The organism is Zafaria cholistanensis (assembly GCF_008580665.1).
Lineage (GTDB): Bacteria > Actinomycetota > Actinomycetes > Actinomycetales > Micrococcaceae > Zafaria > Zafaria cholistanensis.
Window position 1 is genome coordinate 15,967 of the sequence record NZ_BKDJ01000008.1, and the last position, 20,968, is coordinate 36,934.

The 20,968-nt window shown below is 63.9% G+C and carries 30 protein-coding genes and 1 pseudogene; 16 read left to right on the plus strand and 15 right to left on the minus strand.

Going from position 1 to position 20,968, the window contains the following annotated elements; all coding sequences use genetic code 11:
* Nucleotides 1–206: 206 nt before the first annotated feature.
* A complete protein-coding gene (locus tag NCCP_RS14975; RefSeq protein WP_172627348.1) occupies nt 207–380 on the minus strand; it encodes a hypothetical protein in 174 nt (57 codons plus the stop codon).
* Nucleotides 381–507: 127 nt separating this feature from the next.
* Nucleotides 508–744, minus strand: coding sequence for a DUF6480 family protein (locus NCCP_RS08685; protein WP_149956855.1), 237 nt, complete (start codon nt 742–744; stop codon nt 508–510).
* 1,029 nt (nt 745–1,773) lie between these two features.
* Here NCCP_RS08685 and NCCP_RS08690 point away from each other — a divergent pair.
* Nucleotides 1,774–3,111: an MFS transporter gene (locus NCCP_RS08690; RefSeq protein WP_149956856.1), complete on the plus strand. Its 1,338-nt coding sequence runs from the start codon at nt 1,774–1,776 to the stop codon at nt 3,109–3,111.
* A gap of 94 nt (nt 3,112–3,205) precedes the next feature.
* On the opposite strand, the gene NCCP_RS08695 is transcribed toward NCCP_RS08690, so the two are convergent.
* Both NCCP_RS08695 and NCCP_RS08700 read right to left on the minus strand, forming a co-directional pair.
* A complete protein-coding gene (locus NCCP_RS08695; RefSeq protein WP_149956857.1) occupies nt 3,206–3,532 on the minus strand; it encodes a hypothetical protein in 327 nt (108 codons plus the stop codon).
* Nucleotides 3,529–3,942, minus strand: a complete 414-nt coding sequence (locus NCCP_RS08700; protein WP_149956858.1) for a GNAT family N-acetyltransferase — start codon at nt 3,940–3,942, stop codon at nt 3,529–3,531. Before NCCP_RS08700 ends, NCCP_RS08695 begins: the two co-directional genes overlap by 4 nt.
* Before the next feature lie 385 nt (nt 3,943–4,327).
* On the opposite strand from NCCP_RS08700, the gene NCCP_RS14980 reads away from it, so the two are divergent.
* Nucleotides 4,328–4,504, plus strand: a complete 177-nt coding sequence (locus tag NCCP_RS14980) for a hypothetical protein (protein ID WP_172627349.1) — start codon at nt 4,328–4,330, stop codon at nt 4,502–4,504.
* A 233-nt stretch (nt 4,505–4,737) separates the two neighbouring features.
* Here NCCP_RS14980 and NCCP_RS08705 read toward each other — a convergent pair whose 3' ends face one another.
* From NCCP_RS08705 to NCCP_RS08725, 5 genes are all read right to left on the minus strand, one after another.
* Nucleotides 4,738–5,310 carry a GNAT family N-acetyltransferase gene (locus tag NCCP_RS08705; protein WP_149956859.1) on the minus strand — a complete coding sequence of 191 codons (573 nt, stop codon included), beginning with the start codon at nt 5,308–5,310 and terminating at the stop codon, nt 4,738–4,740.
* Between the two features lie 121 nt (nt 5,311–5,431).
* Nucleotides 5,432–6,664, minus strand: coding sequence for a glycerophosphodiester phosphodiesterase family protein (locus NCCP_RS08710; protein WP_149956860.1), 1,233 nt, complete (start codon nt 6,662–6,664; stop codon nt 5,432–5,434).
* A 680-nt stretch (nt 6,665–7,344) separates the two neighbouring features.
* A complete protein-coding gene (locus NCCP_RS08715) occupies nt 7,345–7,635 on the minus strand; it encodes a hypothetical protein (RefSeq protein ID WP_149956861.1) in 291 nt (96 codons plus the stop codon).
* Nucleotides 7,636–7,964: 329 nt separating this feature from the next.
* A complete protein-coding gene (locus tag NCCP_RS08720) occupies nt 7,965–8,165 on the minus strand; it encodes a hypothetical protein (RefSeq protein WP_225873764.1) in 201 nt (66 codons plus the stop codon).
* A 413-nt stretch (nt 8,166–8,578) separates the two neighbouring features.
* Complete coding sequence (locus NCCP_RS08725) at nt 8,579–9,070, minus strand: MarR family winged helix-turn-helix transcriptional regulator (RefSeq protein ID WP_225873765.1); 492 nt, start codon at nt 9,068–9,070, stop codon at nt 8,579–8,581.
* Between the two features lie 172 nt (nt 9,071–9,242).
* Here NCCP_RS08725 and NCCP_RS08730 point away from each other — a divergent pair, with 172 nt between their 5' ends.
* From NCCP_RS08730 to NCCP_RS08755, 6 genes are all read left to right on the plus strand, one after another.
* Nucleotides 9,243–9,641 (plus strand): hypothetical protein, encoded by a 399-nt coding sequence (locus NCCP_RS08730; RefSeq protein WP_149956862.1) that lies wholly within the window; start codon nt 9,243–9,245, stop codon nt 9,639–9,641.
* 95 nt (nt 9,642–9,736) lie between these two features.
* The gene (locus tag NCCP_RS08735; protein WP_149956863.1) at nt 9,737–10,000 is read left to right on the plus strand and encodes a GlsB/YeaQ/YmgE family stress response membrane protein; all 264 of its coding nucleotides are present in this window, start codon (nt 9,737–9,739) and stop codon (nt 9,998–10,000) included.
* A 156-nt stretch (nt 10,001–10,156) separates the two neighbouring features.
* The gene (locus NCCP_RS08740) at nt 10,157–10,474 is read left to right on the plus strand and encodes a DUF2283 domain-containing protein (protein WP_149956864.1); all 318 of its coding nucleotides are present in this window, start codon (nt 10,157–10,159) and stop codon (nt 10,472–10,474) included.
* A gap of 80 nt (nt 10,475–10,554) precedes the next feature.
* Nucleotides 10,555–10,950, plus strand: coding sequence for a GNAT family N-acetyltransferase (locus tag NCCP_RS08745; protein WP_149956865.1), 396 nt, complete (start codon nt 10,555–10,557; stop codon nt 10,948–10,950).
* Nucleotides 10,947–11,273, plus strand: a complete 327-nt coding sequence (locus NCCP_RS08750; RefSeq protein ID WP_149956866.1) for a hypothetical protein — start codon at nt 10,947–10,949, stop codon at nt 11,271–11,273. The genes NCCP_RS08745 and NCCP_RS08750 overlap by 4 nt, the downstream gene beginning before the upstream one ends.
* An 88-nt stretch (nt 11,274–11,361) precedes the next feature.
* On the plus strand, nt 11,362–11,565 hold the full coding sequence (locus NCCP_RS08755) for a cold-shock protein (protein WP_149956867.1): 204 nt from the start codon (nt 11,362–11,364) through the stop codon (nt 11,563–11,565).
* A gap of 127 nt (nt 11,566–11,692) precedes the next feature.
* Here the strand turns inward: NCCP_RS08755 and NCCP_RS08760 are convergent, their stop codons facing one another.
* The gene (locus tag NCCP_RS08760) at nt 11,693–11,878 is read right to left on the minus strand and encodes a recombinase family protein (RefSeq protein ID WP_149956868.1); all 186 of its coding nucleotides are present in this window, start codon (nt 11,876–11,878) and stop codon (nt 11,693–11,695) included.
* Nucleotides 11,879–12,258: 380 nt separating this feature from the next.
* Here NCCP_RS08760 and NCCP_RS08765 point away from each other — a divergent pair, with 380 nt between their 5' ends.
* The 3 genes from NCCP_RS08765 (at nt 12,259) to NCCP_RS08775 (ending at nt 13,882) form a co-directional block, all read left to right on the plus strand.
* A complete protein-coding gene (locus NCCP_RS08765) occupies nt 12,259–12,849 on the plus strand; it encodes a hypothetical protein (protein ID WP_149956869.1) in 591 nt (196 codons plus the stop codon).
* Nucleotides 12,850–12,943: 94 nt separating this feature from the next.
* Nucleotides 12,944–13,240, plus strand: a complete 297-nt coding sequence (locus tag NCCP_RS08770) for a hypothetical protein (protein WP_149956870.1) — start codon at nt 12,944–12,946, stop codon at nt 13,238–13,240.
* A 135-nt stretch (nt 13,241–13,375) separates the two neighbouring features.
* Nucleotides 13,376–13,882: a hypothetical protein gene (locus NCCP_RS08775; protein ID WP_172627350.1), complete on the plus strand. Its 507-nt coding sequence runs from the start codon at nt 13,376–13,378 to the stop codon at nt 13,880–13,882.
* A 10-nt stretch (nt 13,883–13,892) separates the two neighbouring features.
* Here the strand turns inward: NCCP_RS08775 and NCCP_RS08780 are convergent, their stop codons facing one another.
* The 3 genes from NCCP_RS08780 to NCCP_RS08790 all read right to left on the minus strand — a co-directional run bounded on the left by NCCP_RS08780 (nt 13,893) and on the right by NCCP_RS08790 (nt 15,532).
* Nucleotides 13,893–14,249, minus strand: coding sequence for a hypothetical protein (locus tag NCCP_RS08780; protein ID WP_149956872.1), 357 nt, complete (start codon nt 14,247–14,249; stop codon nt 13,893–13,895).
* Nucleotides 14,250–14,464: 215 nt separating this feature from the next.
* Nucleotides 14,465–15,025 carry a hypothetical protein gene (locus tag NCCP_RS08785; RefSeq protein ID WP_149956873.1) on the minus strand — a complete coding sequence of 187 codons (561 nt, stop codon included), beginning with the start codon at nt 15,023–15,025 and terminating at the stop codon, nt 14,465–14,467.
* A gap of 93 nt (nt 15,026–15,118) precedes the next feature.
* Nucleotides 15,119–15,532, minus strand: coding sequence for a hypothetical protein (locus NCCP_RS08790; protein ID WP_149956874.1), 414 nt, complete (start codon nt 15,530–15,532; stop codon nt 15,119–15,121).
* Between the two features lie 258 nt (nt 15,533–15,790).
* On the opposite strand from NCCP_RS08790, the gene NCCP_RS08795 reads away from it, so the two are divergent.
* Together NCCP_RS08795 and NCCP_RS08800 are read left to right on the plus strand one after the other, a co-directional pair.
* A complete protein-coding gene (locus tag NCCP_RS08795; protein ID WP_149956875.1) occupies nt 15,791–16,399 on the plus strand; it encodes a recombinase family protein in 609 nt (202 codons plus the stop codon).
* 137 nt (nt 16,400–16,536) lie between these two features.
* Nucleotides 16,537–17,595, plus strand: coding sequence for an HNH endonuclease (locus tag NCCP_RS08800; protein ID WP_225873766.1), 1,059 nt, complete (start codon nt 16,537–16,539; stop codon nt 17,593–17,595).
* A 484-nt stretch (nt 17,596–18,079) separates the two neighbouring features.
* Here the strand turns inward: NCCP_RS08800 and NCCP_RS08805 are convergent, their stop codons facing one another.
* A complete protein-coding gene (locus tag NCCP_RS08805; protein WP_149956876.1) occupies nt 18,080–19,213 on the minus strand; it encodes a hypothetical protein in 1,134 nt (377 codons plus the stop codon).
* A gap of 84 nt (nt 19,214–19,297) precedes the next feature.
* Entirely contained in the window at nt 19,298–19,888 is a 591-nt protein-coding gene (locus NCCP_RS08810) for an HNH endonuclease (RefSeq protein WP_149956877.1), read from the minus strand.
* Nucleotides 19,889–20,000: 112 nt separating this feature from the next.
* Here NCCP_RS08810 and NCCP_RS15585 point away from each other — a divergent pair.
* The 3 genes and pseudogenes from NCCP_RS15585 to NCCP_RS08825 all read left to right on the plus strand — a co-directional run.
* Nucleotides 20,001–20,184 (plus strand): annotated as a pseudogene (locus tag NCCP_RS15585) (hypothetical protein); the annotation flags it as partial.
* A 107-nt stretch (nt 20,185–20,291) separates the two neighbouring features.
* Nucleotides 20,292–20,453 carry a hypothetical protein gene (locus tag NCCP_RS15280; RefSeq protein ID WP_225873767.1) on the plus strand — a complete coding sequence of 54 codons (162 nt, stop codon included), beginning with the start codon at nt 20,292–20,294 and terminating at the stop codon, nt 20,451–20,453.
* 184 nt (nt 20,454–20,637) lie between these two features.
* A complete protein-coding gene (locus NCCP_RS08825) occupies nt 20,638–20,844 on the plus strand; it encodes a hypothetical protein (protein WP_149956879.1) in 207 nt (68 codons plus the stop codon).
* Nucleotides 20,845–20,968 lie beyond the last annotated feature (124 nt).

The window sequence follows — 20,968 nt, forward strand, 5'->3', positions numbered from 1 at the left end:
ACAATGTGCAGCTTGCAGTGGGTCCCCTGCCGTCAACACCCTCGGAGAGTGACTGCGCATGGGCACACGCCTGCGGCAAGCCTCGCCCAAGGCCTCCCGGACAAGTCCACTCGCCAAGTCCAAGTCCTTCCAGCGGCCGTCCACGTCCACTTTCACCAGCCACATCTGGCCGTTCCTGATCCGCCTGCCGCCACCTTGGATGCGCCTCACGCGTCCTGCGGAATTTCGGCCTGCACCAGCCCGCTGAACGCCTGCCGGCATTCGACCAGGGACCATGGGCGCGCCATTTCCTCCCAGCCCTGCGGACGGGCTGGGGCAACTCCGGCTTCGCCCGGGACCCGGGCCGAGGATTGGCCCGGCAGGATAGTTCGCTGTTTCATCGGGTCTGCCGGCCCTGCGCCCCTGAGCCGCTGTGCCACGCCCTTAACCGCTGTGCCACGCCCTTAACCGCGGTGCCGCCTTGGCCGCTGTGCCAGTGTCCGGCATTGAAACGCCGGCTCCGGAGTGCTAGCCGAAGGCGAGGATTCCCGCGTAGGCCAGGAAAAAGACGATGGCCAGCAGCGTGCCTCCCAAGATTACTGACAGCCACAGCCATGGCACCCACGCCTTCGGGCCGCCCTCCTCGTGCCCTTGGGTCATGCTGGTTTGCCCCTCGGCCGGCGGCGTTTCACCCGGAGGCACACCACCGCCAGGCTCCAAACCGGTAATCTTCTGCTCCAGCGGATCAGGATTCTGGTTGGTCATTGTCGGCTCCTGCCATAGGCGGAATCTTCCAGGGCAGTTCCTGCCGGGCCCCACATTCAGAGTAGGGGGGCGCTCAATCGGCTGTCTACGTTCGCCGCCGGCCACGGCCAGGGCCGCCGAGAGCAGGACCGCCGGGATGATGCGGGCCGAGCCGGCCGTGATGGTCCAGCCGAAAGCGCCCAGCGTGCGCGGGTGGGTGGCCGGGCCGGTCGTGGTGGCGGCCCCAGTACCGGGCCGATGATCAGCGAGATCACCGGATCGACCTTGGACCTGGAGATGAGCACGATGATGGCTATCACCGTGTGGAGGGCAATCGTGGCCTGCTCCTTCCGGACGGGGAAGCGATGAGGCAACGGGCCCCGAATGCTGGCCGGCGGTCCCGCTAACCTGCTTCAAGGCCAGGCGATACCGGCCCGATGGGCGGTGTCGAGGCTCCGCATTGGTTCATGGAAAACCTTCGCGCGGCACCGGCCTTCCGGGCGTCTCCAAAACCAGGAATCACCGGAACCAGGAATTACACCAACCACAGCCGGCACCACGGCCCGGCGGGGCCACCGCGCGCCGCTTGGCCGCTGCCTTCCGCGAGTGATTCGACGGGCTCCTGTCAGGAGAGCGGGCCGGGCCCGGAATGCTCCCACGTGCCCCACAGGGATTTCGCAGAATGGCTCCCTAGTGTTGAAGACACCTGAAAAGGTGCGAGTGATGAAGAAGGCCCCAGCTTCCCCCCGAGCTGGGGCCTTCGCTCGTCTAGAGCCTTCGCTCGTCTAGAGCCTTCGCTCGTCTAGGGCCTCCGCTCGTCTGGGGCCTTCACTCCTCCGGGCCCGCGCCACCCGGGCCACCGACCGCCGGCACGTAAAAAGCCCGCTAGGGCGGATCAAAGCGCACCGATGCGCGGAGGGCATCGAACCATAGCTGTTGACTCTTGGACGCGCATCGCAAAGTGTGAGTAAGGTTCCGGGTGACTGTGGTACCCGGCACAGAGGGTGGTGCCGCAGTTCACCTGCTCTCCCTATCACGAAGGATCCCCGTATGCGGCCTGCAGACGTCAACGGCTTGGACGTTGCCTCAGCCACCAAGAAGTTTTTCTCCCGGGTTCTGCCCATCATGCTGGTCATGCTGGTGTGCAACCAGCTGAACCGGTCCAACATCGGCTACGCGCAGGAGCACCTGCAGGCCGACGTCGGAATCGGCGCCGCCGCCTATGGCTTCGGCGCGGGCCTGTTCTTCATCGCCTACGCAATCTTCGAGCTCCCCAGCAACATCATGATGGAGAAGTACGGGGCCAAGGTGTGGCTGGCCAGGATCATGGTGAGTTGGGGCTTCATCGCCTTCCTGATGTCCTTCGTGCAAAACGAGACCATGTTCTACGTCCTGCGGTTCCTCCTGGGCGCGGCCGAAGCCGGCTTCTTCCCGGCCGTCATCTTCTACTTCTCCCGCTGGGTTCCGGCCGGGCAGCGCGGACGCGCCACGGCGGTGTTCATCGCCGGCTCTTCCGTCGCCGCCGCGATCTCCGGGCCGATCGCCGGCGTCCTGCTGACCCTGGACGACACCCTGGGCCTTCGCGGATGGCAGTGGCTGTTCGGCGTCGAGGGCATCCTCTCCATGGTCGTGGGCGTCATCGTCTTCTTCCTGCTCGATGCGAAGATCGCTGACGCGCGTTGGCTCTCGGAAGCGGAAAAGACCGCGCTCAGCGCCGCCATCGACGCCGAAGACGCGGCCCACACGGTCAAGGACGGCGGCAAGGTGAACCGCTGGAAGATGCTCCTGAACCCGCAGATCCTGGTGCTGTGCCTGATCTACTTCTCCATCCAGCTCTCGATCTACGCCAACACCTTCTGGCTCCCGAGCATTGTCCGCCAGATTCCGGGCACCACCGACCTCTCGGTCGGCTTCCTCTCCTCCATCCCGTGGGTCTGCGCGGTCATCGCCATGTACTTCGCGGGCAAGCTGCAGGACAAGGCCCGCTCCAAGCGCCCGCTCCTGGTCATCGCCCTGCTGGTCGCCGCGGGAGGCACCTACGCCGCCGCCGTCGCCTCCCCCGTGCTGGCACTCGTATTCCTGGCCATTGCCGCCATGGGCTTCAAGAGCGCCTCCCCGCTGTTCTGGACCATCCCGCAATCCGGTTTGCACCCGATGGTCCTGGCGCCGGCCATCGCCATCATCAACTCTCTGGGCAACCTGGGCGGCTTCGTGGCCCCGTTCGGCTTCGGCATCATCAAGGAACAGACCGGCAGCGTGATCCCGGGCCTGTTCGGCCTGGCCGCGGTCTCGGTCCTGGCCGCCGTGCTGGTGTACTTCCTGCGCGAACGCCAGCGTTCGACGCCGGAGGCCTCACCGGTGGCCCGGCTTCGCGAGAGCCACGCCTGAGTCCGCCCCCTCCAGAATGGGCACACCCCCATGGCCAACCGGCCGGCACCCGCAACCTAGACCCGCGGGTGCCGGCCGGTTTCCCTTCCCGGGGCTAGACGGCGAGCGCCCAACCGGAATCAGCGTGGACGGCCGCATCACTGGTGGCAAGGTGCAGCCTGCAGTCGGTCCGGCGCGCGCCGGCGCATTCGGGCAGGTACTGCCCGTCGGCGCACGCCCGCAGTTCATGGAGGACCTCCGGCTGGGCGGTGGCGGCGGTCAGGTCCACCGTGATGTCGAAACCGGGGGCGAGCAGATTGGCCCGGTGCGCCAGGGAATACAGTGCCTGGACGTTGCGGACATCCACCCTGCCCCGCACCGCGATCCTTGCGGAAGCACCTTCCAGGTCAACGCCAACCTTCACGTCAAGCTTGCCGTTCACGCCGCCTGGCCTTCCCCGCTGAGGCGCGGCAGGACAGCCACCCTGTCGGTGGAGCGCCGCTGCGCCCTGGCGGTGCGGCCGTAGGCGCGCTTGCGCACACGCGTCACGTACTTCCCCAAATGCTGGTGCTGCTCGCTCGGGACGAGCCGCAGGAACCGCGGGTGGGCAAGGATCTGGCGCCGGGCCTCATGGCAGAGCGGCAGGACCGCCAGCCGCCTGCGCGCAGCCTCGCCCAGGGCCTCCCGGATCAGGCGGCCCGCCAAATCCAGGCCCTTCCAGCGGCGGTCCACGTCCACCTCCAGCAGCCACATCTGCCCGTCCCTGATCCGGTATTCAAGGGATCCCACGATCGCTCCGTCGACGTAGGCGATGAACTTGGAGGCTTCGAAGTCATTGCGGATGGCCTGCATGCGTTTCTCCTCATCATTGCGCCCTACCCCCAAAGGGGCCGGCTGAACCAAGGGTTGCCGCGCTCTCCCGAGGGGGAGGCGGCAGCGGCGTACCTTTCTAAAACCTGCGTCCAGAATCCTTTAGTGCGATGTAAGCTCTCGTGGGTTAAACAAATCATGTCAAATTGATTGACGCAAGTCCGGGAAAGAAAAATAGGGCCTGAGCAGGCAGTTCCCCCAGTGGGACGGGCGCTGCGCCCGGGGAAGACCACGAATGCGGGGAAGCCCGGAATCGGCCGGACGCAAAGACGCCGCTGCCCTCTATGGCCCCGGGCCGGCGGCGGGCGTAGAGTCTGAGATGCCCTGGCAACATCGACTGGCGAATGGACGACAGAAGGAGTTCATCATGGGCCTGAGCAATATCATCAGGAATGCCGCTGAACGGTTCACGGGCAGGACCACCGGCACCACCAGTGGCCGCACGGGAACCGGCGGGCTGGGTACTTCCCGCGGAACCGGGACCGGCAGGCTTGGCGGCGGAGGCATCGGCGGAACAATCCGCAACCTCCTCAGGAGGCGGTAAGCCCACTGCCGCGCCGCGGCTTTGAACCCTGCGCCGCGGGTTTATAGCGGTTTTTGATAGCGGAGCGGTTTTTGATAGCGGTTCGTACCTTTATACCGGCGACCCCGGGAACCGGTTGATCGGGCGCCGTCCGGTACCTTTCCGCAAGGAGGACGATGGCGGCACGTGGGTGCCGCCATCGTCCTCCTTGCGTGGGGGCCGGGCGGTTGGGATTGGGCGGTTGGGGTTGGGCGTCAGCGCAGGCCGAGCCGCATCAGGACCCGGGGGAACCCGTTCAGTACCGAACCGGTGGCGGCCGCTTCGGTGAAGCCGGCACGCTCAAAGAGGCTCCGCGTGCCCACGTACGCCATGGTGGGATCGACCTTCCGGCCCCGGTTGTCGACCGGATATCCCTCGATGGCGGGAGCCCCGTAGCGGCGCGCGAACTCGACTGCGCCTTCCAGCAAGTGGTGCGAGAGACCCTGGCCGCGGTGCCCCGGCCGTACCCGGAGGCACCACACTGACCAGACGGCGGCCTCGTCCACCTTCGGGATCTTCCGGTTGCGCGCGAAGCTCGTGTCGGCGCGCGGGTGCACGGCCGCCCAGCCCACCACCTCGCCGCCGTCGTAGGCAAGCACCCCGGGCGGCGGGTCCTCCCGGCACAATTGCCGGGCACGCTCCCCGCGGTCCGGTCCCCGCAGGGCGGTGTTCTCCTTCGGGGAAAGGCGGTAGCTCAGGCACCAGCACACGTTCGCATCGGGACGCTTGGGCCCCAGAATCGCCCTCAGGTCCTCAAAGTCGGTAGCGGCACGCACCTCGAGCGCCATGGCCCCACACTGGCATCAACAGCCCGCCCCTGCAATGGATTCTCTCCACAACCCGGTCCGGATGCCCGGGCCACCGCCGGTCAGGAAGCGCCCGCGGCCCCAGGTTCAGGGCCGGGTGCAACTAGTTCGCGAAAGTGTCCAGCAGCTGGCCGCCGCCGGTCCACAGCGCCACGGAGTCGCCGGTGTTGTTCAGGACGTTCGCGGTGCCGTTGTTGTAGTAGGCGTCGGCGCTGTTGGTGCCCGGGCCGGTGTAGACGCGCAGTTCCGCGCCGGGCTTCAGCACGTACCCCTCTCCGATCAGCAGGATGTTGTTCGCGGCATCGCGGAGGACGTACCCGGAAACATCCACGGAGCGGTTGGAGGTGTTGGCAACCACCACGTGCTCGCCGGTTTCGGCCTGCAGGTCCTCGCCCGGCACATCATTGACGCTGGCGGTGATCTCCAGGCCGCGGGAGGCCGGGAAGGGCTTCTGCCCCTCAAGGTAGCGCTCGGTCTGGATCGGGAAGTCGCCGGTCACCCGCTCGACGCCGAGGGCAATCGAATCCTCGAGGGCCTCCATGGAGTTGACGGTGTAGACGCCCAGGCCCAATCCGGCGTCCTTCACGCGCTGGGCGCCGGCCTCGTCCAGGTTGCGGTAGCTGGTGCCAAAGGCATCGGCGAAGCCGGCGAAGCGCTCAAGCGTGGCGGCGTCCGGAACCGTACCCGAGAGCTGCTGCAGCGGGATTTCCGGGGCCAGTTCGGCGAAGCGTACGTTGGAGGCCTCGTCGAAGCCCAGGACCTCGATCTTGTCCGCGTCGACGAGCTTCTTCCACTTCCTGTCATGGGCCAGCTTGTCGGCGACGACCTGCTCGATGCCCGGCGAGTTGGCCGGGGCCTTGATCTCGATGAACACACCGGTGCGCGCGCTCGCGACGGCTGCGGCGTCGTCAAAATGCGGGATCCGCTCCCCCGCGAACTTCGCGGAGAAGTAGGAGCCGGCGTCGAGCTGCTGGAGCTCGTCCCAGGTGAAGGAGGTGATGGGATCGTCCTCGCGGCCCGGGAAGACTTCCTCGACGTTCGTGGTTCGGGCCGGGGTGTTGTCGTGGAACAGGAACGGCACGCCGTCGGCGGAGAGCTGGACGTCGATCTCGAAGAAGTCCGCGCCCGAGGCGCGGCCGTCCTTGAAGGCTGCGACGGTGTTTTCCGGGGCAGTGCCGGCTGCGCCCCGGTGGCCGATGACCACGGGGTCGCCCGCTGCGGCGGCAGAAGCAGCGGAGGCAGGAGCAGCGGAGACGGGGGCCGCCCCGAAGAAGGTGAGTCCGACGGCGGCGGCTGCCGCGGATCCGGTGAGTGCCTTGGCAATACGTGCTGACATTTGAGAATGAGTCCTTTGCATCTGCATCGAAATGTTCCGGCCTGGTTCCCCCAATCGAGGCTGGCGGCGTCGAACGTCCTGCCCGCCAACTGCGGCTTAATCAGGCGTGAATGCTCGTGGCACGGGCGGAAGCGGAAGCCCGGGGGGCAAGGCACGGTGTGGTGCGAAGCCCATGCTCCGGGGCGGCCCGGCGGATTGGGCAACGGGTGGAGCCTGATGCGGCGCCGGAGTTTAGGATCACGATCTGCGGGACCACCGGCGCACGGAACTGCTCCCCAGAAGTTGGACTGAGGAATTCAGGCCCGACAACTGGGGAGCAGAGTCAATGAACGCAAACAATTCGGTGCCCGAAGCTCAGCGCGCCCAAGGGTGGTGTTGCCCGGCTTCGGGCACGGGCATGACGCTTTCGGCGACGAGTTCATCGAGCGCGGCAGCAGCATCGGCCAAGCCCTGCCTGAGCCTGGCGTCCAACACCGGCGAGGGTGAATTCCGGGATGAGCTTTTGGTTGCGTCGCTGAACCGCTCAACCGCGTCCGCCACTACCGGCTGCCGCCCTGTTCAACAGCGGGTAGCCGACCCCGCCGGCCATGGTGAGGGCCCCGCCGTATTCGGCGCTCGCACCTACGGGCCGGGCAGCCTCACGTGGTGCCGGCGGGGTTCCAAGTGCCAGGCTGCGGCAATCAGCCGCCGTCGCCGTCGGAGTCCCACATCACGGGCCCGGGCGGCGCAGGCTCCGCCACTCCTATATAGGTACAGCCCTGCCCGCTTCCGCCCGCGCGCAGCATGGGAAGGCCCTTCTCGAATTCGGGCACACCAGGCACCTCGGCGGCAAAGGACTCCACTGGCACGCCGGGCTCCCCCGCACTGCTTTCCCTTGGCAGGATCCACGACGCCGGATCGAGGCCCGCCTGCTGCGCGCGGTCCACGTGGATGGGTATTGCCTGCCTGCCGCCGCTCTCGAGCGATTCCACGCCCGCCTCCTGACCGTATGTGGTGTCAGTGTAAGTAGGGCACCCGGGCCGCGAAAGCTCCTGCTCTGTGGGATGGCTCCATCGGAGCCGGGCGCCCTGAAGGAGACCGGTCAGCCACGGCCCGCTCCCAAGGGGTTTCGAGGACCCATCCTCCTGAAGGCCTCCCCGGAGCGGGTAAGCGGCGTGAAAACCGGCTCATGTTCATCGCGTTGGGGATGGCAGGCCCCTGCCTGCGGCGAAGCCTTGGGCGGGTTGCGCGAAATCTACAGGCCCAACCTCGTTAATGGCCTGATGCAGCCCTTGGTAACCAACCTGCCCCGGCAGGGCAGCTAGTCGTGGGTGCCGGGGGCGGGGTCGAGCAGGTCCCCGGTCATGATCAGCCGCCGCGCGCCCACGCCGTCCTCGCGGACCCAGGCGGCATCGAGATGCGGGGCCACCTCCTCCACCTTTCCGGCGATCCGGAGACCTGCAGGATCGGCGGCCACTACGTGCTCGCCCTCGTACAACCGGCGTTCTTTGTTCATGGTCATCCCTCCCTGGAATCCACTCGTGCCCTGGCTCCTTGATTGTCTCCGTCGGCGATGAAGACCGGGTTAAATGTCGGCTAAGAATGCCCTTTCACGCCATCGGATCAGTCCTGGCGGTGCACCAAGGCCCCGGCACACCGCCGTGTCAGCCGCGCGTCACGGTGGCGGTACCGGTTTCCGTGCTCGCGCTGACGGCCAGTGTCGCGTGTGGACGCTGCGCTGGGGGCCGTTTCCCTCATGCTCATCGCAGGTGTGCCGGCAGTCCATCCACTCTGGGGAACCGGCTCCGCCGTCGGCAGCGGAGCGGCGGTTCGCCAGCTATCTGAGCCAGCTATCTGAACCCCGAGGATTGGGTGGAGGTACGGGAGCACAGGCCGCGAACCGGCGGAACAGGGGCTGTCGCGCGGCCCGGCAGGTCAGGAGAGGCTGTCCCTGAGCAGGGTCAGGAACTTCGCCACGGTGGCACGCTCATCGGACGTGAGGGATTCGGTGGCGGCGAGCTCGCGCTGGTGTATGTCCTCGAGGGTGGGCACCGCTTCCTCCTCGCTCCGCTGGGTGGGGCGGATGGCCACCGATCGCCGGTCCTCGGGGTGGGAGACCCGCTCGGCGTAGCCATCGCGGCAGAGCCGGTCCACCAGTCCGCTGACCGAAGGGTTGCTGATCTCCAACGCCTGAGCCAAGTCGCGCTGCCTGACGTGGCGGCCGGCTTGGGTTTCCCGCAGCAGGTAGCGCAGGGCGGCCAGGTCTGTTTCTCCCATGCCCATCGAGTCGCGGGTTTTCGAACGCATGCGGCTTTCGGCCCTGCGGTACGCGCGGAGCAGGTTAAGCACGTCGATGGCGTCCGGGAGCGAGCCGGGGTGCCAATCTCCGCTTTTGCTGGCCCTGACGCTCAGGTCTTCGTAGGGCACTAAGTCCTCCCTCCTCCGCCGCGGGTGCCGGGGTGGCATGTCCGGCTTGTGCGACAACTGTCGATACATATAGGGTTCCTAACAGTTAGGAACGAAAACCAATTTTACCGCAGCGCCGGCCCCTTCCGCATACCCGCACGCGGGGCCGCCAACGCCCAGGAAGCAGGGGACCGTGAACGTGACACCCGGCAACGAGCAGCGCGAACACCACAGAATCGCCCCGACGCTGTCTTGGAAGTCGAAGAGCAAAGCCCTCGCCGAGGCGGCATCCGCCGCGGCTCTTCACCTGCCCGGCGTTCTGGGCGCGGCCTTCACCATCAGTGGTCCTCCGGCTGAGCTGATCCTGCATGTGGACTGCAGGCTGCGGGCGAATCAGGACCCGGCCGCGACCATGAAACTGATCGCCGATTCGGTCGTGGAGGACCTGGAGCGTGCGATCGGCATCCAATTCCTGGAACGCCACCTGGACTTCCGCATCGCCGAGTCTTTCCCTCATGAGGCACCTGCGGCCAGCGCCCTGCCCAAAGAACGCATCACCCAAGGGGGCCCGCAGCTTTCCGTAGCGTCGTAGCACGTACCGCAGAGCCGCCATCCGGACGGGCTCTCCTCTCAGGGGCTCGGACACAGGCGCCCGTCGGCGGCTCCCTCTATCAAAGGAGAAACAGCATGATCGGATTCATCGTCGCAGGACTCGTTATCGGCGCCTTGGCGCGCCTGATCAAGCCGGGCAGGCAAAATCTCGGCCTGCTGGCCACCCTGGCGCTCGGACTGGCAGGTTCCGTCCTCGGCGGCATTGTGGCCAACCTGCTGGGCACCGGGGACATCTTCGAACTCAACGTGCTGGGCTTCATCGTGGCCGTCATTGCCGCCGTCCTGCTGATCGGTCTCGCCGAGTCCGTTGCGGGACGCCGCAGTCCTGACCGGCGCTGACTGAGCCTTTTACAACACGGCCTTTCCCAACACGCCTTTCCCGGCGCGCCCTTTTTGCGCGCCCGCCTGGTTCCGCCGCGGCGGACCGGGCGGGGGCCCGCGCCGCGGCGTATTTCACGTCCTTTAGCTCCACCCCCAGGAGAGACCACTTTGCGCATGACGTATGACCAAAACACCGGTACCGGGTACATCAGGATTTCTTCGAAGCTGGAGGCGATTGCCGACTCGTGGCCGCTCGACGGGCACGTGGACGGGATCGGCGTCGTCCTGGACCTCGACAGCCAGCGCCGGGTGCTGGGGATCGAACTTTTGGGGATGCCCGGCCACGGACCGAAGGACATGGTGGCCGCCATCGCCTCCGGAGCCATTGCCGAAGCCTCCGCCACCGAAGGATTCGAACTGCCCGCCCTGGGAAGCAACCCGGACATCATTGTCCAGCCGTCCCACCGGACCACATTGGTTGAAGCGAACTGACTTGCCTACACCGTAGGTTCCCAAGCACACCGAACCCCGGACCGCCTTAGAGGCACGGGGCCAACGTTGAGGAGAAATACATGCAGGTAATCCGCAATGACTTCGAATCTTCCAGGTTCGTCGCCTACGTTGACGGCAAGGTGGCCGGATCCTTGCAGTACCGGATCCAGGATGGGCAGATGCTGCTGCTCGACGTCGAGGCCGACTCCGCCTACCGGAGGCTGCAGCTGCCCAGCAGGCTCATCCGCGAGGCCCTGATTGATGCGGGGCGTCGGCGACTGTCCGTTCTGCCGTTCTGCCACGAGGCCAGAACCCAAGTCCTGTCCCACCCGGTGTTCTTCCAGCTGGTACCCAGCGACCACCGCCAGCGCCTGCACGAATCCGTGCGTGCCCGCAAGCGCACCCGCCGCGGGGAAAGTGCGCCAAAGAAACGCCAGCTGGTGTCGGCGCTCCCCGAGAAGGGAGGGGCCGCATGAGCGGCAAGCTGGACGTGAAGGTCGCCCTCAACCTGGAGGGTGAATCCGCGGTGATCATCGTGCGCGGAAGCGTGGACGCCGGAAACGTGCAGGCCCTGTACTCCCTGGCGCGCCGGGCCAATTCCATGGGCCCGGGATTCGGGATCACCGTGGACCTGAGCGCCGCCACGGTGGAACAGGAGGTCCTCGATGCCTTGCAGGCCTACGCCTCCCTGCGCCGCCTGCCCAAGTACATCGATCCCGAACAGGCTGAGTGCATCCTGCGCATCGTGCCCGGCGAACCGGCCAACCACACCCGGCAGGACATGACCCTGGCCGTGTAAACGACAACCCGACCTACCCGCCGGATCCCCGGCGGGGCACCACCTGCCAGCCCGGAAACGGGCAAACACCAACGGAAGGAAACGAAAAATGCCAACAGGCACCGTCAAATGGTTCAATGCCGAAAAGGGCTTCGGTTTCATCTCCAACGACGACGGCTCCAGCGACGTCTTTGCCCACTACTCGGCCATCAACGGCCACGGGTTCAAAACCCTTGAAGAGGGGCAGCAGGTCGAGTTCGACGTGGTGGCGGGCCAGAAGGGCCCCCAGGCGAACAACATCACCGCCCGCTGACGGGACAAGCGGGCCTCATCCGGCCGCGCCGGTGCCGGCGATTGCCCTTGGGTCGTCACGTCCCAAGGGCAACCGCCGGCCAAATCTGCCGCATGCTCCGGAGCTAGGACGCACTGGTGTTTCTCAGTCAGGGGGCCTTCGAACTCCGCGAATGCCTCCTGACCGAGAGCAGCAGGGTGGTGAGCGGCGCTTCCTCACCCGTGAGTACGAGGCCCTCCTTCACGAATTCCACCCATACCCCCTTGCCGAAGAGCCCCTGCAGCACGGAGCACAGGTCATCCAAGTTCCTGGCCAGCCGGCCTGTTGAGTGCACCCCACGGTGTCCCTGTCCCGGGTAAACTGTGCCAACTCCCCCAACTGCGAGTGCTCTACATCCTTCAAGGCCTTGCCCGCAAACACCTGGTCCAAGGCCTGACCCTCCATTGGGCACTGCTTGTTCTGGTCCGGCGTGCTCAAGCGCGCGTATCTATTCCGCTGACCTGCCACCCAAATCGCCCAGCCTCTGGATTCTGGTGCTGGGTGGCGACGATCGGTGTCGCAAGCCACTAATGAGACCGGTACTGGCGGACGACCTTACGACATCACCATTAAGTGGATTGTCTTGCAACATGAGGGATGCAAGACGGTTTTGTCGAGACAGTAGGCGGTTGTCACCGGGGACGCCGCCGTTGCGCCTCGTGGCAGGATGGGCGGATGGATCCCAGCGGCATCAGCCATCTGCAGCATCTGATCGTGAACGACCGCATCGACGAGGCTGTGGACTACGCCTCCAAACTCAGCGCGGACTACATTGGGTCCCTGCTCGACTTCGACAGGGCCGAGGAGGCTCCCGAACAGCACGACCGGTTCATCCGCCGCCTGGTTGCATCCGTTGAGGGCGAGTTCTCCGCTTACAGGACAGCCGATCTGGTGACCCACCTGGCCGGACTCTACGTCACGGCGCTCTCCTATCTGCCCAATGCCTTCTTCGCCGACCGCGACCTGAGCTTGGCCGCCAACGGAGCCGTGGCCAACCGACTGCAGAAGGACCTAGAAAGGATGGACCTGCTCGTTGGGTGTCCGGACCGGGTGCTGCCGGCCGCGACCCAGACCCGCTTCGACTCCTATGCGGCACAGCTGGCCGGCATGGACTTCTCCATCCGCGACGACGAGAGCCAGCCGCACGAAGCAGTGGTCCTGAAGGCTTTCCAGCGCATCGGTGAGGACACGGATGCCTGGCTCGCCCGGTACCGGGAAAACGCCATGCAGCCCAAGGACCCGGCAGGGCAAGCGAGCGATGGCTGAGGACCCGCAGGTACACCAATATCTCTCGGCGCTCCTGAGCGAAACGGAGCGGCTTCTCTCGACCCTGCTCGAAGGGGTCAAGGGGACGGCAAGCATGCGAGACCACCACGTCTACGCGGACATCGAAGGGAGCAGGCTGGGCGTCTTCACGCTTGTCCTCGGAAGCGAAGCCCCCGAAATCGTCTACGCCAGGCGCTACATCAAACTCGACCTCATTGGCGAAGGAATGGATGCCCAGATCGAATACGCCCAGCAGTCCCTGGACAGCATCGTGGAGTTCCTCTTGAGCGACAGGACACCGGCAGAGCGCAAGAGCCGCATCTTCAAACGCCCCTACCTCTCCATCCCGATGGCCGCCGCCGACGAATGGAAAATGAAGAAGTTCCACTGACAGCCCTGCCCCCAATGCGAAGCGCCTGGAGAACCCACAGCTTTCTGAGACACCCGACCGCGCCCTTCCGCCCTACGCTTCAGGGCCGCAGGAGATACTGACTTCATGGCGGTAGATCAGCACAGGGTTCTCGGGGTGAGGTGGGTGGAAGAGGAGGCGTATGTCGACCTCTTGGTTGACGGGAAGTCTGTCCTTGAACTGATCCCGGATGTTGCTGACAGGATCACGCCCCTTGCCAAGCGGTGGCTTCGCGAACCGGTGCTCGAGCGTGCCGCGGCCTTTCTGGGACAGAGGGAAAATGCCTCTCCCCTGGGACCCGACCAGATCGAACTGGCCGTATGCCCCCAATGCGGAGACCTCGGATGCGGTGGCGTCATCGCGCGCCTGACCGTGACTGACACCGAAGTCGTCTGGGAGGACGTCCAGTGGACGTTGGACCGGGAAAATGAGTTCGACGAACTGCCCGCCCCGGAGCCCCTGGCCCAGGCGTTCCCCGCGCGCATCGTGTTCGACAGGAAGCAGTACGAAGCGGCCCTGAGCTCCGCCCTGGAGATGCTTGCTACCGGACCGTGGTGTGTTCCTCCTCCATCAGAATCTTGGAATCGGCGCCTTCGGAGATTACTCGGCTTCGCCCGGCAATGACAGCCGGTCTTTACGGTGCTTGGTTTTCGCGCGGCCAGTCGATGACCTGCAAGCCCCTCAGGCCGGGGTGTGGATCATCAACGGCGGACACCTCAATCGCGTTCAACCGGCCATCGTCATGCCACAGCAGAACCTGAACCAGATCCGAAGCCACGGCGGAGTCCACCTCGAAGAGCAGCGGACGCTCGAGGCCCTCCGGAAGCAGGGGCACATCCCCTGCCATCTCCATGTCGAAGCACACGCCGCAGAACTCCCAGTTCATGGTCCGGCTGGCCGCGAACTGCGCCTCAAGGATCGGGGCGAGGTCGCCTGCGTGGGCGATGAGCTGGCCGAAAAGGCGAAGCTGCTCCGGTGGCGGTGCGTTCATGCCTCCACCCTAAAATGCCTGCCTCGGGAGAATGACGGCAGGCCTTGAGATCGACCCGCCGGAACCGGACACCGGACAGGGTGGTCCGTCCCTCATATGGAAATCGTGCGAGACGAAGACGGAAACTGAACCAACGGCCGGTACGTGCCTGCGACGGCTGCAAACCGACCACAATGCCATCATCGCCAGTCCCCGGAGGGGCAGCGCCCACGCGCCTACTTGTCCCACACACTGGTGAACCTGTTCCGCAGCCGGTCCAGCCACGAGGCCGCTTCCGGTGTCTCCCGGCGCCATCCCGGGCGATTGATGAACCGCTCCACATCCGCCAGCGCAGCCTCATACTCGGCACGGTCAAAGACCCCCACCTGCGGCATGAGCGATTCGGGATCGTCGGGGCCGGGTTCGTCGTCGTCTTCGTCGTCATCTTCGTCGTCCCCGGCCCAGTGAGGCTGCCGCCATATGACCGTGTTAGCGTCCATGGCCACGTAGACCGCAAGGTTCCCGCAGTCCAGGTCGCCACACGCCCGGCAGACCGCGATCTCCAGCTCCCCCTCCAGAAGCCTTTCGTCGCGGTCGTCGGACACCCCGCGATACTCGGCCAGCCACCCGCGAGCCGAGCTATGCACGAAGCGGCGGGCGAACGGAGAAACACCGCACTGTTTTTGCGGGTCAACGATGTCGATGACCGCGCGCCCATCGATCACCAGATCCACGGCCTGGTCGGAGGGGTTCCAGCGCGCCGCGATCGAAGCCGTGGGGATACGCCGGGTGTTCATTCCGCCAGTGTGCCACAGCCCAACCAGGCTTGTTCACCGCCTAAAGCGCCACGTCTTTCGGCGGTGAAGCGGGCGGAAGGATCTACCCTACGGCTAGGGAATCACCCAGTGGTTCCGGCCGAGGCGCCATTCCAGGCCGTCCACCTCGATCACCAGAACCGGCACCGTGCCCCGGCGGAACAGCCGCCGTTTCTGTTCGATACGGCCCTCTCCTTGGAGGCAGGCGCGCATGACCAGGCAGAGCCGTCGCAACTCCTCTGCCTCCTCCTGCTCCACGTCGTCGTAGTCGAAGAGGAGGGTGGTCTGGACGTTCAGCTCGGGGATGAAGGCGTCCGCCCACTCGTAGCTGACACGGATGAGGGCCGTACGACCCGGGTCGAGCCGAGCGCTCACGCGGACTCGGGGTAGCTGAGGATCCTCGCTGGAGGGCGCGTCCTCCACGATGAAGTTCCCGTCGAACACCTCAGCGACGACCCGGTGGAGCATGGCTTTGATGTCGATGGTCACGACAACAGTCTCCCAGCCGCTTCCAGTCCTGGAATGAAGACCAGCGGCGAAACGATCAAAAAGGGCACTTAGGTCAGCAGTCGACGATGTTCCCAAGCCAAAAGTGTGTCTTGCAACGGACGGGATGCAAGACACTCCGACGAGACACTTTCGAGCCCTTGAAAATTCAACGGTCGTACTGTCTTGTCACTATGTCTTGCAACCCAAAGGTAAGATTCGTGTCGTGAAGATGGGTTACAAGACACTTTTAGAGGACCAATGGGGAAACTGATCGGCTACGCGCATGTTTCGACGAAGGCGCAGGACGCTGACCGGCAGATCAAGGACCTGATTGCTGCCGGAGTCCGCCGGGATGACCTTTACGTCGACCACGGAGTCAGCGGGGCCCGCGCCTCCCGGCCGGCCTTCGACCGGGCCCTCGATGCACTGCACGAAGGCGACACCCTGGTGATCACCACCCTGGACCGGCTGGGACGCTCCACTGTGAACATGCTCTCCCTCGCCGAACAGCTCCGGAGCAAGGGCATCAACCTGCGCGTGCTCAACCTGGGTGGCGGGAACGTGGACACGGCCACCCCTATGGGGTCGATGGTCTTCACCGTCATGGCCGCCTTGGCCCAGATGGAATTGGAGATCAAGCGGGAACGCGTCACCGACTCCGTAACCAAGCGCCGTGCCGCCGGCGGCGACCTTGGCGGACGCCGACCCGCCTTCACCGACAGCCAGATCGAAAATGCCCGCCGGCTCATCGACGCCGGCCAACCCGCCACCCACGTCGCCCGGGACTTGGGCATGTCCCGCGCCACCCTCTACCGCCGCATCGCCGACCTCGACGTTAAACAATGGATGAAAATCCAGAAGGGGTGACCCTGCGGGGAAACGACTGACCTAAAGGCGTGGAGGGGCATTGCGTGGCAGTGATTACGAGACGTTGGAGATTCCCTTTGATCTGGTTTGCTCTGTAAACCCGCGAAGAGGTTCCGCTTCGGTTTAATGCGTAATCCGTGGGCATCAAGCGCTATTGTCGATTCGAATCATCTCGAAGGGGGACAAAATTGCCGTATGCCGTCGTATTCGTTGTCGTGGTGCTGGTGCTGGCACTCTTGATCAAGTACTGGTACATCGTCCTGGCGATTGCTTTAGTTGCTTTAGCGTGCGTGAAACTGCCCCCAATGATTCGGAATATCCGTAAAGAGCGCTACTTCGCGAGCGAAGAGTTCTTGAAGCACAAGGCTGAAATCGCTTCGATTGTCGCTGAGCACAATGAGGTCGCTGACTACACTTCCGAGATTCGCAGTCGTGGAACGTTCCAGCTTGGCAGCTCGTCCACCGGTGCCCACGCCCATCTGGCGTCGTATGAAAACACGAGTAATCACAACTATCGCCGCGACCGCAACGTAGCGAACTACCAGGCACCGAATGTGCATAACTGCTCGCTTCAAGTTGTCCGCAACGCTAAGGCCGAGCCCATCAAGTACCTGATGAAATACTTCGATATCAAGGCTGGCGAGTCAAACCTCAGCGACGTGGAAAATCTCGGCGAGGACATCGCCCGCCTTGAAAATGCCGTCGACAACCTTCACCAGCGCGAGGCGAGTATCACCACCTCATTCGCCCCGCCCGAGTTCATTTTGCAGTACTACCGAGAAGAATTCATGAAGCACGTCGGCGTCGAACTCTCGCCAATCATCGTTCCGTACCCTGTGTATGCCTTCGAGTATGTCAGCGCTGGTGGAAACAGCTCGCAGCGAACGACTGTCACGCTGAACACCGAGACGATTGACGCGCTTGTCGAGACGCTTTCGCAGAAGATCCGATTCTACAAAAGTGTTGCTGGACAGCGCGCCCTGATGACTGCCAGGCTCCGCCACTTCATCAAGACGCGAGACAACCACACCTGCCGGTATTGCTCGGTATCGATCGAGGCAGAGCCTCATCTCCTTCTTGAAGTGGACCACATCGTTCCGGTCTCCAAGGGCGGGCTGTCAACGCCGGAGAATCTGCAGACCCTCTGCTGGAGATGCAACCGGGCCAAATCAAACAAGATCGTGCCCGCCTCATAGGAGTGAGGGTAGGTAGTGCCCTCAGTAGACGACCAGCTCCGGCTAGGTGAAGTGGGAAAACACTTGCCCGAGCCGCAACCCTGGCAGGGGTTACGACTCGGGGTGCTGGCGTCCTCTTGTAGTGGCACAGTCCCTCAACTGTTTCGCTATCCGCTCGCTCTGGCCCCGGGTTTTACCTTCGAAGGACAGGGACACGTGAGCCTCGTGCAGGTCATCCTGGCCCCCGTCGACAATTACGTCGACGTCCGCAGATACCGCTTCCTGATTCGAGACACTCCAAGTGCCCGCTGATTCTCCTACAGTGTCTCGATACCAGGCGTAGGATGCCGCTGCGTCCAGCAGTGTGTCTCTGGTCGTGGAAAGTTTGGACACATCTTTGGGCGTGGGTTTAAATGCTGAGCTCATGAGAGTTCCATCACCCTTGAGGAAATTGGGATGTACCTGACGGTGCAGCAGTTCACCATCTCCCAGCAACGAGGTGGCCTCAGCCGTCATGCTTGTCCCCCAAATCACCAACAAATACAAAATGCCTAGCTAGGTCTTGGTCGAAATCAACCGTGTTGTCACTATCATCTTCAGGTTTTGTCCCGATAGTCGCGGTATACATCTGACCGTCAGCCTCAATTTCGAGGACGTAATCAATCCCTTGGCTTGTCCACTCAGCCCTGATGCCACCATCTGCTAACGCCGCGATGGAGGCGTTCTTAATCGCTAAGGCAGGCAGGAGCCTCTCCGCCCGTGCGATAGATGTATCTAGGGGAGGAACACTCCCCGGCCCCAGCCATCCGTGCTTAAGACTTTGAATGAGCTGAAGCTTATCGCTCAGGGATTCCATGCCTTGCGTATTGATCGGATCGACGGCCTCAACAGCACTAAACCGCTGCAGTTGACCGTCCATAGAAACACGCGAGGTCCCGTAAACATTTACGAGAGGGCCGCTCGTGCCGTCGGGGCTAACGAACTGGACGAGGTTTGAAGGGTCGAGGTCCCCAAGTTCGCAGGCGATAATTTCGCCGTCGGGACTTCTGAGACCGAACGTCCCTCGTTCGCTATCCCATCGGACTATTCGTCCAATAGCAGATCCAGGCATAGAGTAATCCAGCGCCTCGGAAAGCTCTACAAAGCGATCATTCAACCTAGGGGTAATTTCGACCCGGGCATTGGTATCAAGAGGGCTGCCGAACCTAAGACGCTCACCTGGACGCAAGGTTTTTCCAAGTTTTCGGAGCTTTGAAATGGCTGCCGTAGGAAACGTTGGTGGTACTTCGGCCCCCGCCGCAATCGCGGCGATTGCCTCGGTTAAGAGATCGCGAGCTCTTTCAAACACACCCTCAACGCCAGGAAGGCTGGCTGTGCCTGCTCGAGCAAAGGATGGCAACAGCTCAAGTCCGGCGATGGTGCTGCCCTCCCGCACGTCAGTGAGTCGGAGATTGAACTCTTCCTCAAACCCGCGCGGTACACGCTCTCGTTCTGGGTGGCTCCTGAGGTAAACATCCCGTGACACTGCAAACAGCAAATCTCGATATGCAGCGACTTCCCCCAACGATTCGACAGGAAATCCTTTTTTGTCGAATCGACCACCGAGAAGGCCAAAAAAGGCGAACTCTTCATCGCTCATGTCGGAAATGCTAACATGTCTGATCCTCACTGCATTGACTAGCGTGACGAGTGCCGACACGACCTCGCGCACGTCCAGCCTCCCCTATTCATGGGGTGGGACTGCTGGGCCCGTCGATCCGGAGGTCGAAGCAGAAGCCTGGCCAGAACGCGGCGGCAACATGTAAGCGCGCCGTATCAGCATGTAGGGGTCAGCCAACTCTGAGTCCTTGGAGACTCTTTCCTGCAGAGCGATCAACAGAGCTTCGGCGTGGTATTCCGCAAGGTAGGCAACGAGGTCCGGGATGCGCTGGCCGTAGGGCTGGTTGAACCACAACTCTAGGTTCTCAGGCCGGTTATCGTCGCGCAGCCCGTTCTTGTGATGAACGGTTTCTCCCTTTATGAGCTTGCGTCCGAGGATGCCCTCCATCACCACACGGTGCTCCATCACGATCCCACTGTCGGTCTTGATGGTGACATACCCGTCCCGGTGGGGCTGTCTGGAGCCGATGGCCCGCAGCGCAGAGTTCTCTCCGCGGCGGGGCGGGTCCCCGACTTCATCCAAAAGTCCCTTGCTACGGGCCCAGGCGTAGCAAGATTCACAGAGGCCGCGGGTGAGCCCTGTGCGCATACGTCGCGAAGTCTGGAAGGTTTTCTTCGGCGGCTTGTTGCATCGCTTGCAATTGGTTTCACTCATGCCACTGGCTTAGCCCATGGTTGCGGCAAAATGCAGGAGGCGCTGCCGCCCGTGCAAAGTGGCTTTTGGCCGTCGGGCAATCCCTTGAGCCCGGTCGGGCGACGCTGCCAGCCGGACCGGTACCTCCAGCGGGCCTACGGAGACGATCAACAGCCTCCTCTAACACCTCCGATGTGGGATTCTGAAGCCTCACCAACTACATCGCCGGATCACTCCTGGAAACTAGAGGGTTCAGGTCCCGGCTACACCCTCTGTGCAATAACACTTCAGTTCGCTCGGGATGTGGCTGGTCGTGATCTGGTTTCCGACGAGGTGGGGAGGTGATCGGGCGCCTTTCCTGCTTGGAAAGGCAGCGGACGTCCAGTCACCGTCCTTCGACGCAGAGAGCTACAAGGGCCGCAACGTGGTCAAGAGATGCTTCAACAGCCTTAACCACCGGCGCGGTATCTCCCAGCGCACCAACAAATCAGCACGCAGCTACATGGCCACGATCCAGCTCGCCGCGGCCCTGAGCTGGCTCGGATCGAGCCTTAGCAACGCACCCGAGGGTCGTGGGATCGCCTAGTGGCGCCACAGTTGAACGGATGCGCGAATTCAGGAAGAGAGTGCACGCCATCCGCGTCGACCATGCAAGCAAACCCCTCAGCCCCCTAGACAAGATCCGCCTACGGGCCTCTGAACGTCCAGGCGGACCGCCACCGCACGAGCCTAGCGAGGCCCACAGGGCCTTGGACGAAATGGCAAGATTCGTGGCCGGCCAGTACTTGAAGGGCGCGTCACCAGTCGTCACGGACGACTTCCTGTGGGCGGTGCCTCCGCCGGGACCAGCTGAGAACGACGAACAGGATCTGGTGTGGCTTTCGAAGTTCATGGGCCTCGCCGCTCTCCTCACCCGTTGCGACGAGGTGCAGAAGGTTCTTGACGAAAGCCCATGGCAAGCAGTTCAGTCGGTGTAGTACCTACCCGATGGCCGTGAACCGCTGGCGACGACGCGCTCGGTGGACCGCCGATCCGCTTCGGAGACGCAACGGCCTTCGGCATGCTGGCACACGGCCTTGCCAAGGCATGGACTCGATAAAA

Coding starts and splice junctions, on each gene's coding strand:
- NCCP_RS14975 (WP_172627348.1), bottom strand. CDS start 380: ATGAAACAGCGAACTATCCTGCCGGGCCAATCCTCGGCCCGGGTCCCG.
- NCCP_RS08685 (WP_149956855.1), bottom strand. CDS start 744: ATGACCAACCAGAATCCTGATCCGCTGGAGCAGAAGATTACCGGTTTG.
- NCCP_RS08690 (WP_149956856.1), top strand. CDS start 1,774: ATGCGGCCTGCAGACGTCAACGGCTTGGACGTTGCCTCAGCCACCAAG.
- NCCP_RS08700 (WP_149956858.1), bottom strand. CDS start 3,942: ATGCAGGCCATCCGCAATGACTTCGAAGCCTCCAAGTTCATCGCCTAC.
- NCCP_RS14980 (WP_172627349.1), top strand. CDS start 4,328: ATGGGCCTGAGCAATATCATCAGGAATGCCGCTGAACGGTTCACGGGC.
- NCCP_RS08705 (WP_149956859.1), bottom strand. CDS start 5,310: ATGGCGCTCGAGGTGCGTGCCGCTACCGACTTTGAGGACCTGAGGGCG.
- NCCP_RS08710 (WP_149956860.1), bottom strand. CDS start 6,664: ATGTCAGCACGTATTGCCAAGGCACTCACCGGATCCGCGGCAGCCGCC.
- NCCP_RS08720 (WP_225873764.1), bottom strand. CDS start 8,165: ATGACCATGAACAAAGAACGCCGGTTGTACGAGGGCGAGCACGTAGTG.
- NCCP_RS08735 (WP_149956863.1), top strand. CDS start 9,737: ATGATCGGATTCATCGTCGCAGGACTCGTTATCGGCGCCTTGGCGCGC.
- NCCP_RS08740 (WP_149956864.1), top strand. CDS start 10,157: ATGACGTATGACCAAAACACCGGTACCGGGTACATCAGGATTTCTTCG.
- NCCP_RS08745 (WP_149956865.1), top strand. CDS start 10,555: ATGCAGGTAATCCGCAATGACTTCGAATCTTCCAGGTTCGTCGCCTAC.
- NCCP_RS08750 (WP_149956866.1), top strand. CDS start 10,947: ATGAGCGGCAAGCTGGACGTGAAGGTCGCCCTCAACCTGGAGGGTGAA.
- NCCP_RS08755 (WP_149956867.1), top strand. CDS start 11,362: ATGCCAACAGGCACCGTCAAATGGTTCAATGCCGAAAAGGGCTTCGGT.
- NCCP_RS08765 (WP_149956869.1), top strand. CDS start 12,259: ATGGATCCCAGCGGCATCAGCCATCTGCAGCATCTGATCGTGAACGAC.
- NCCP_RS08770 (WP_149956870.1), top strand. CDS start 12,944: ATGCGAGACCACCACGTCTACGCGGACATCGAAGGGAGCAGGCTGGGC.
- NCCP_RS08780 (WP_149956872.1), bottom strand. CDS start 14,249: ATGAACGCACCGCCACCGGAGCAGCTTCGCCTTTTCGGCCAGCTCATC.
- NCCP_RS08785 (WP_149956873.1), bottom strand. CDS start 15,025: ATGAACACCCGGCGTATCCCCACGGCTTCGATCGCGGCGCGCTGGAAC.
- NCCP_RS08795 (WP_149956875.1), top strand. CDS start 15,791: ATGGGGAAACTGATCGGCTACGCGCATGTTTCGACGAAGGCGCAGGAC.
- NCCP_RS08805 (WP_149956876.1), bottom strand. CDS start 19,213: ATGAGCGATGAAGAGTTCGCCTTTTTTGGCCTTCTCGGTGGTCGATTC.
- NCCP_RS08810 (WP_149956877.1), bottom strand. CDS start 19,888: ATGAGTGAAACCAATTGCAAGCGATGCAACAAGCCGCCGAAGAAAACC.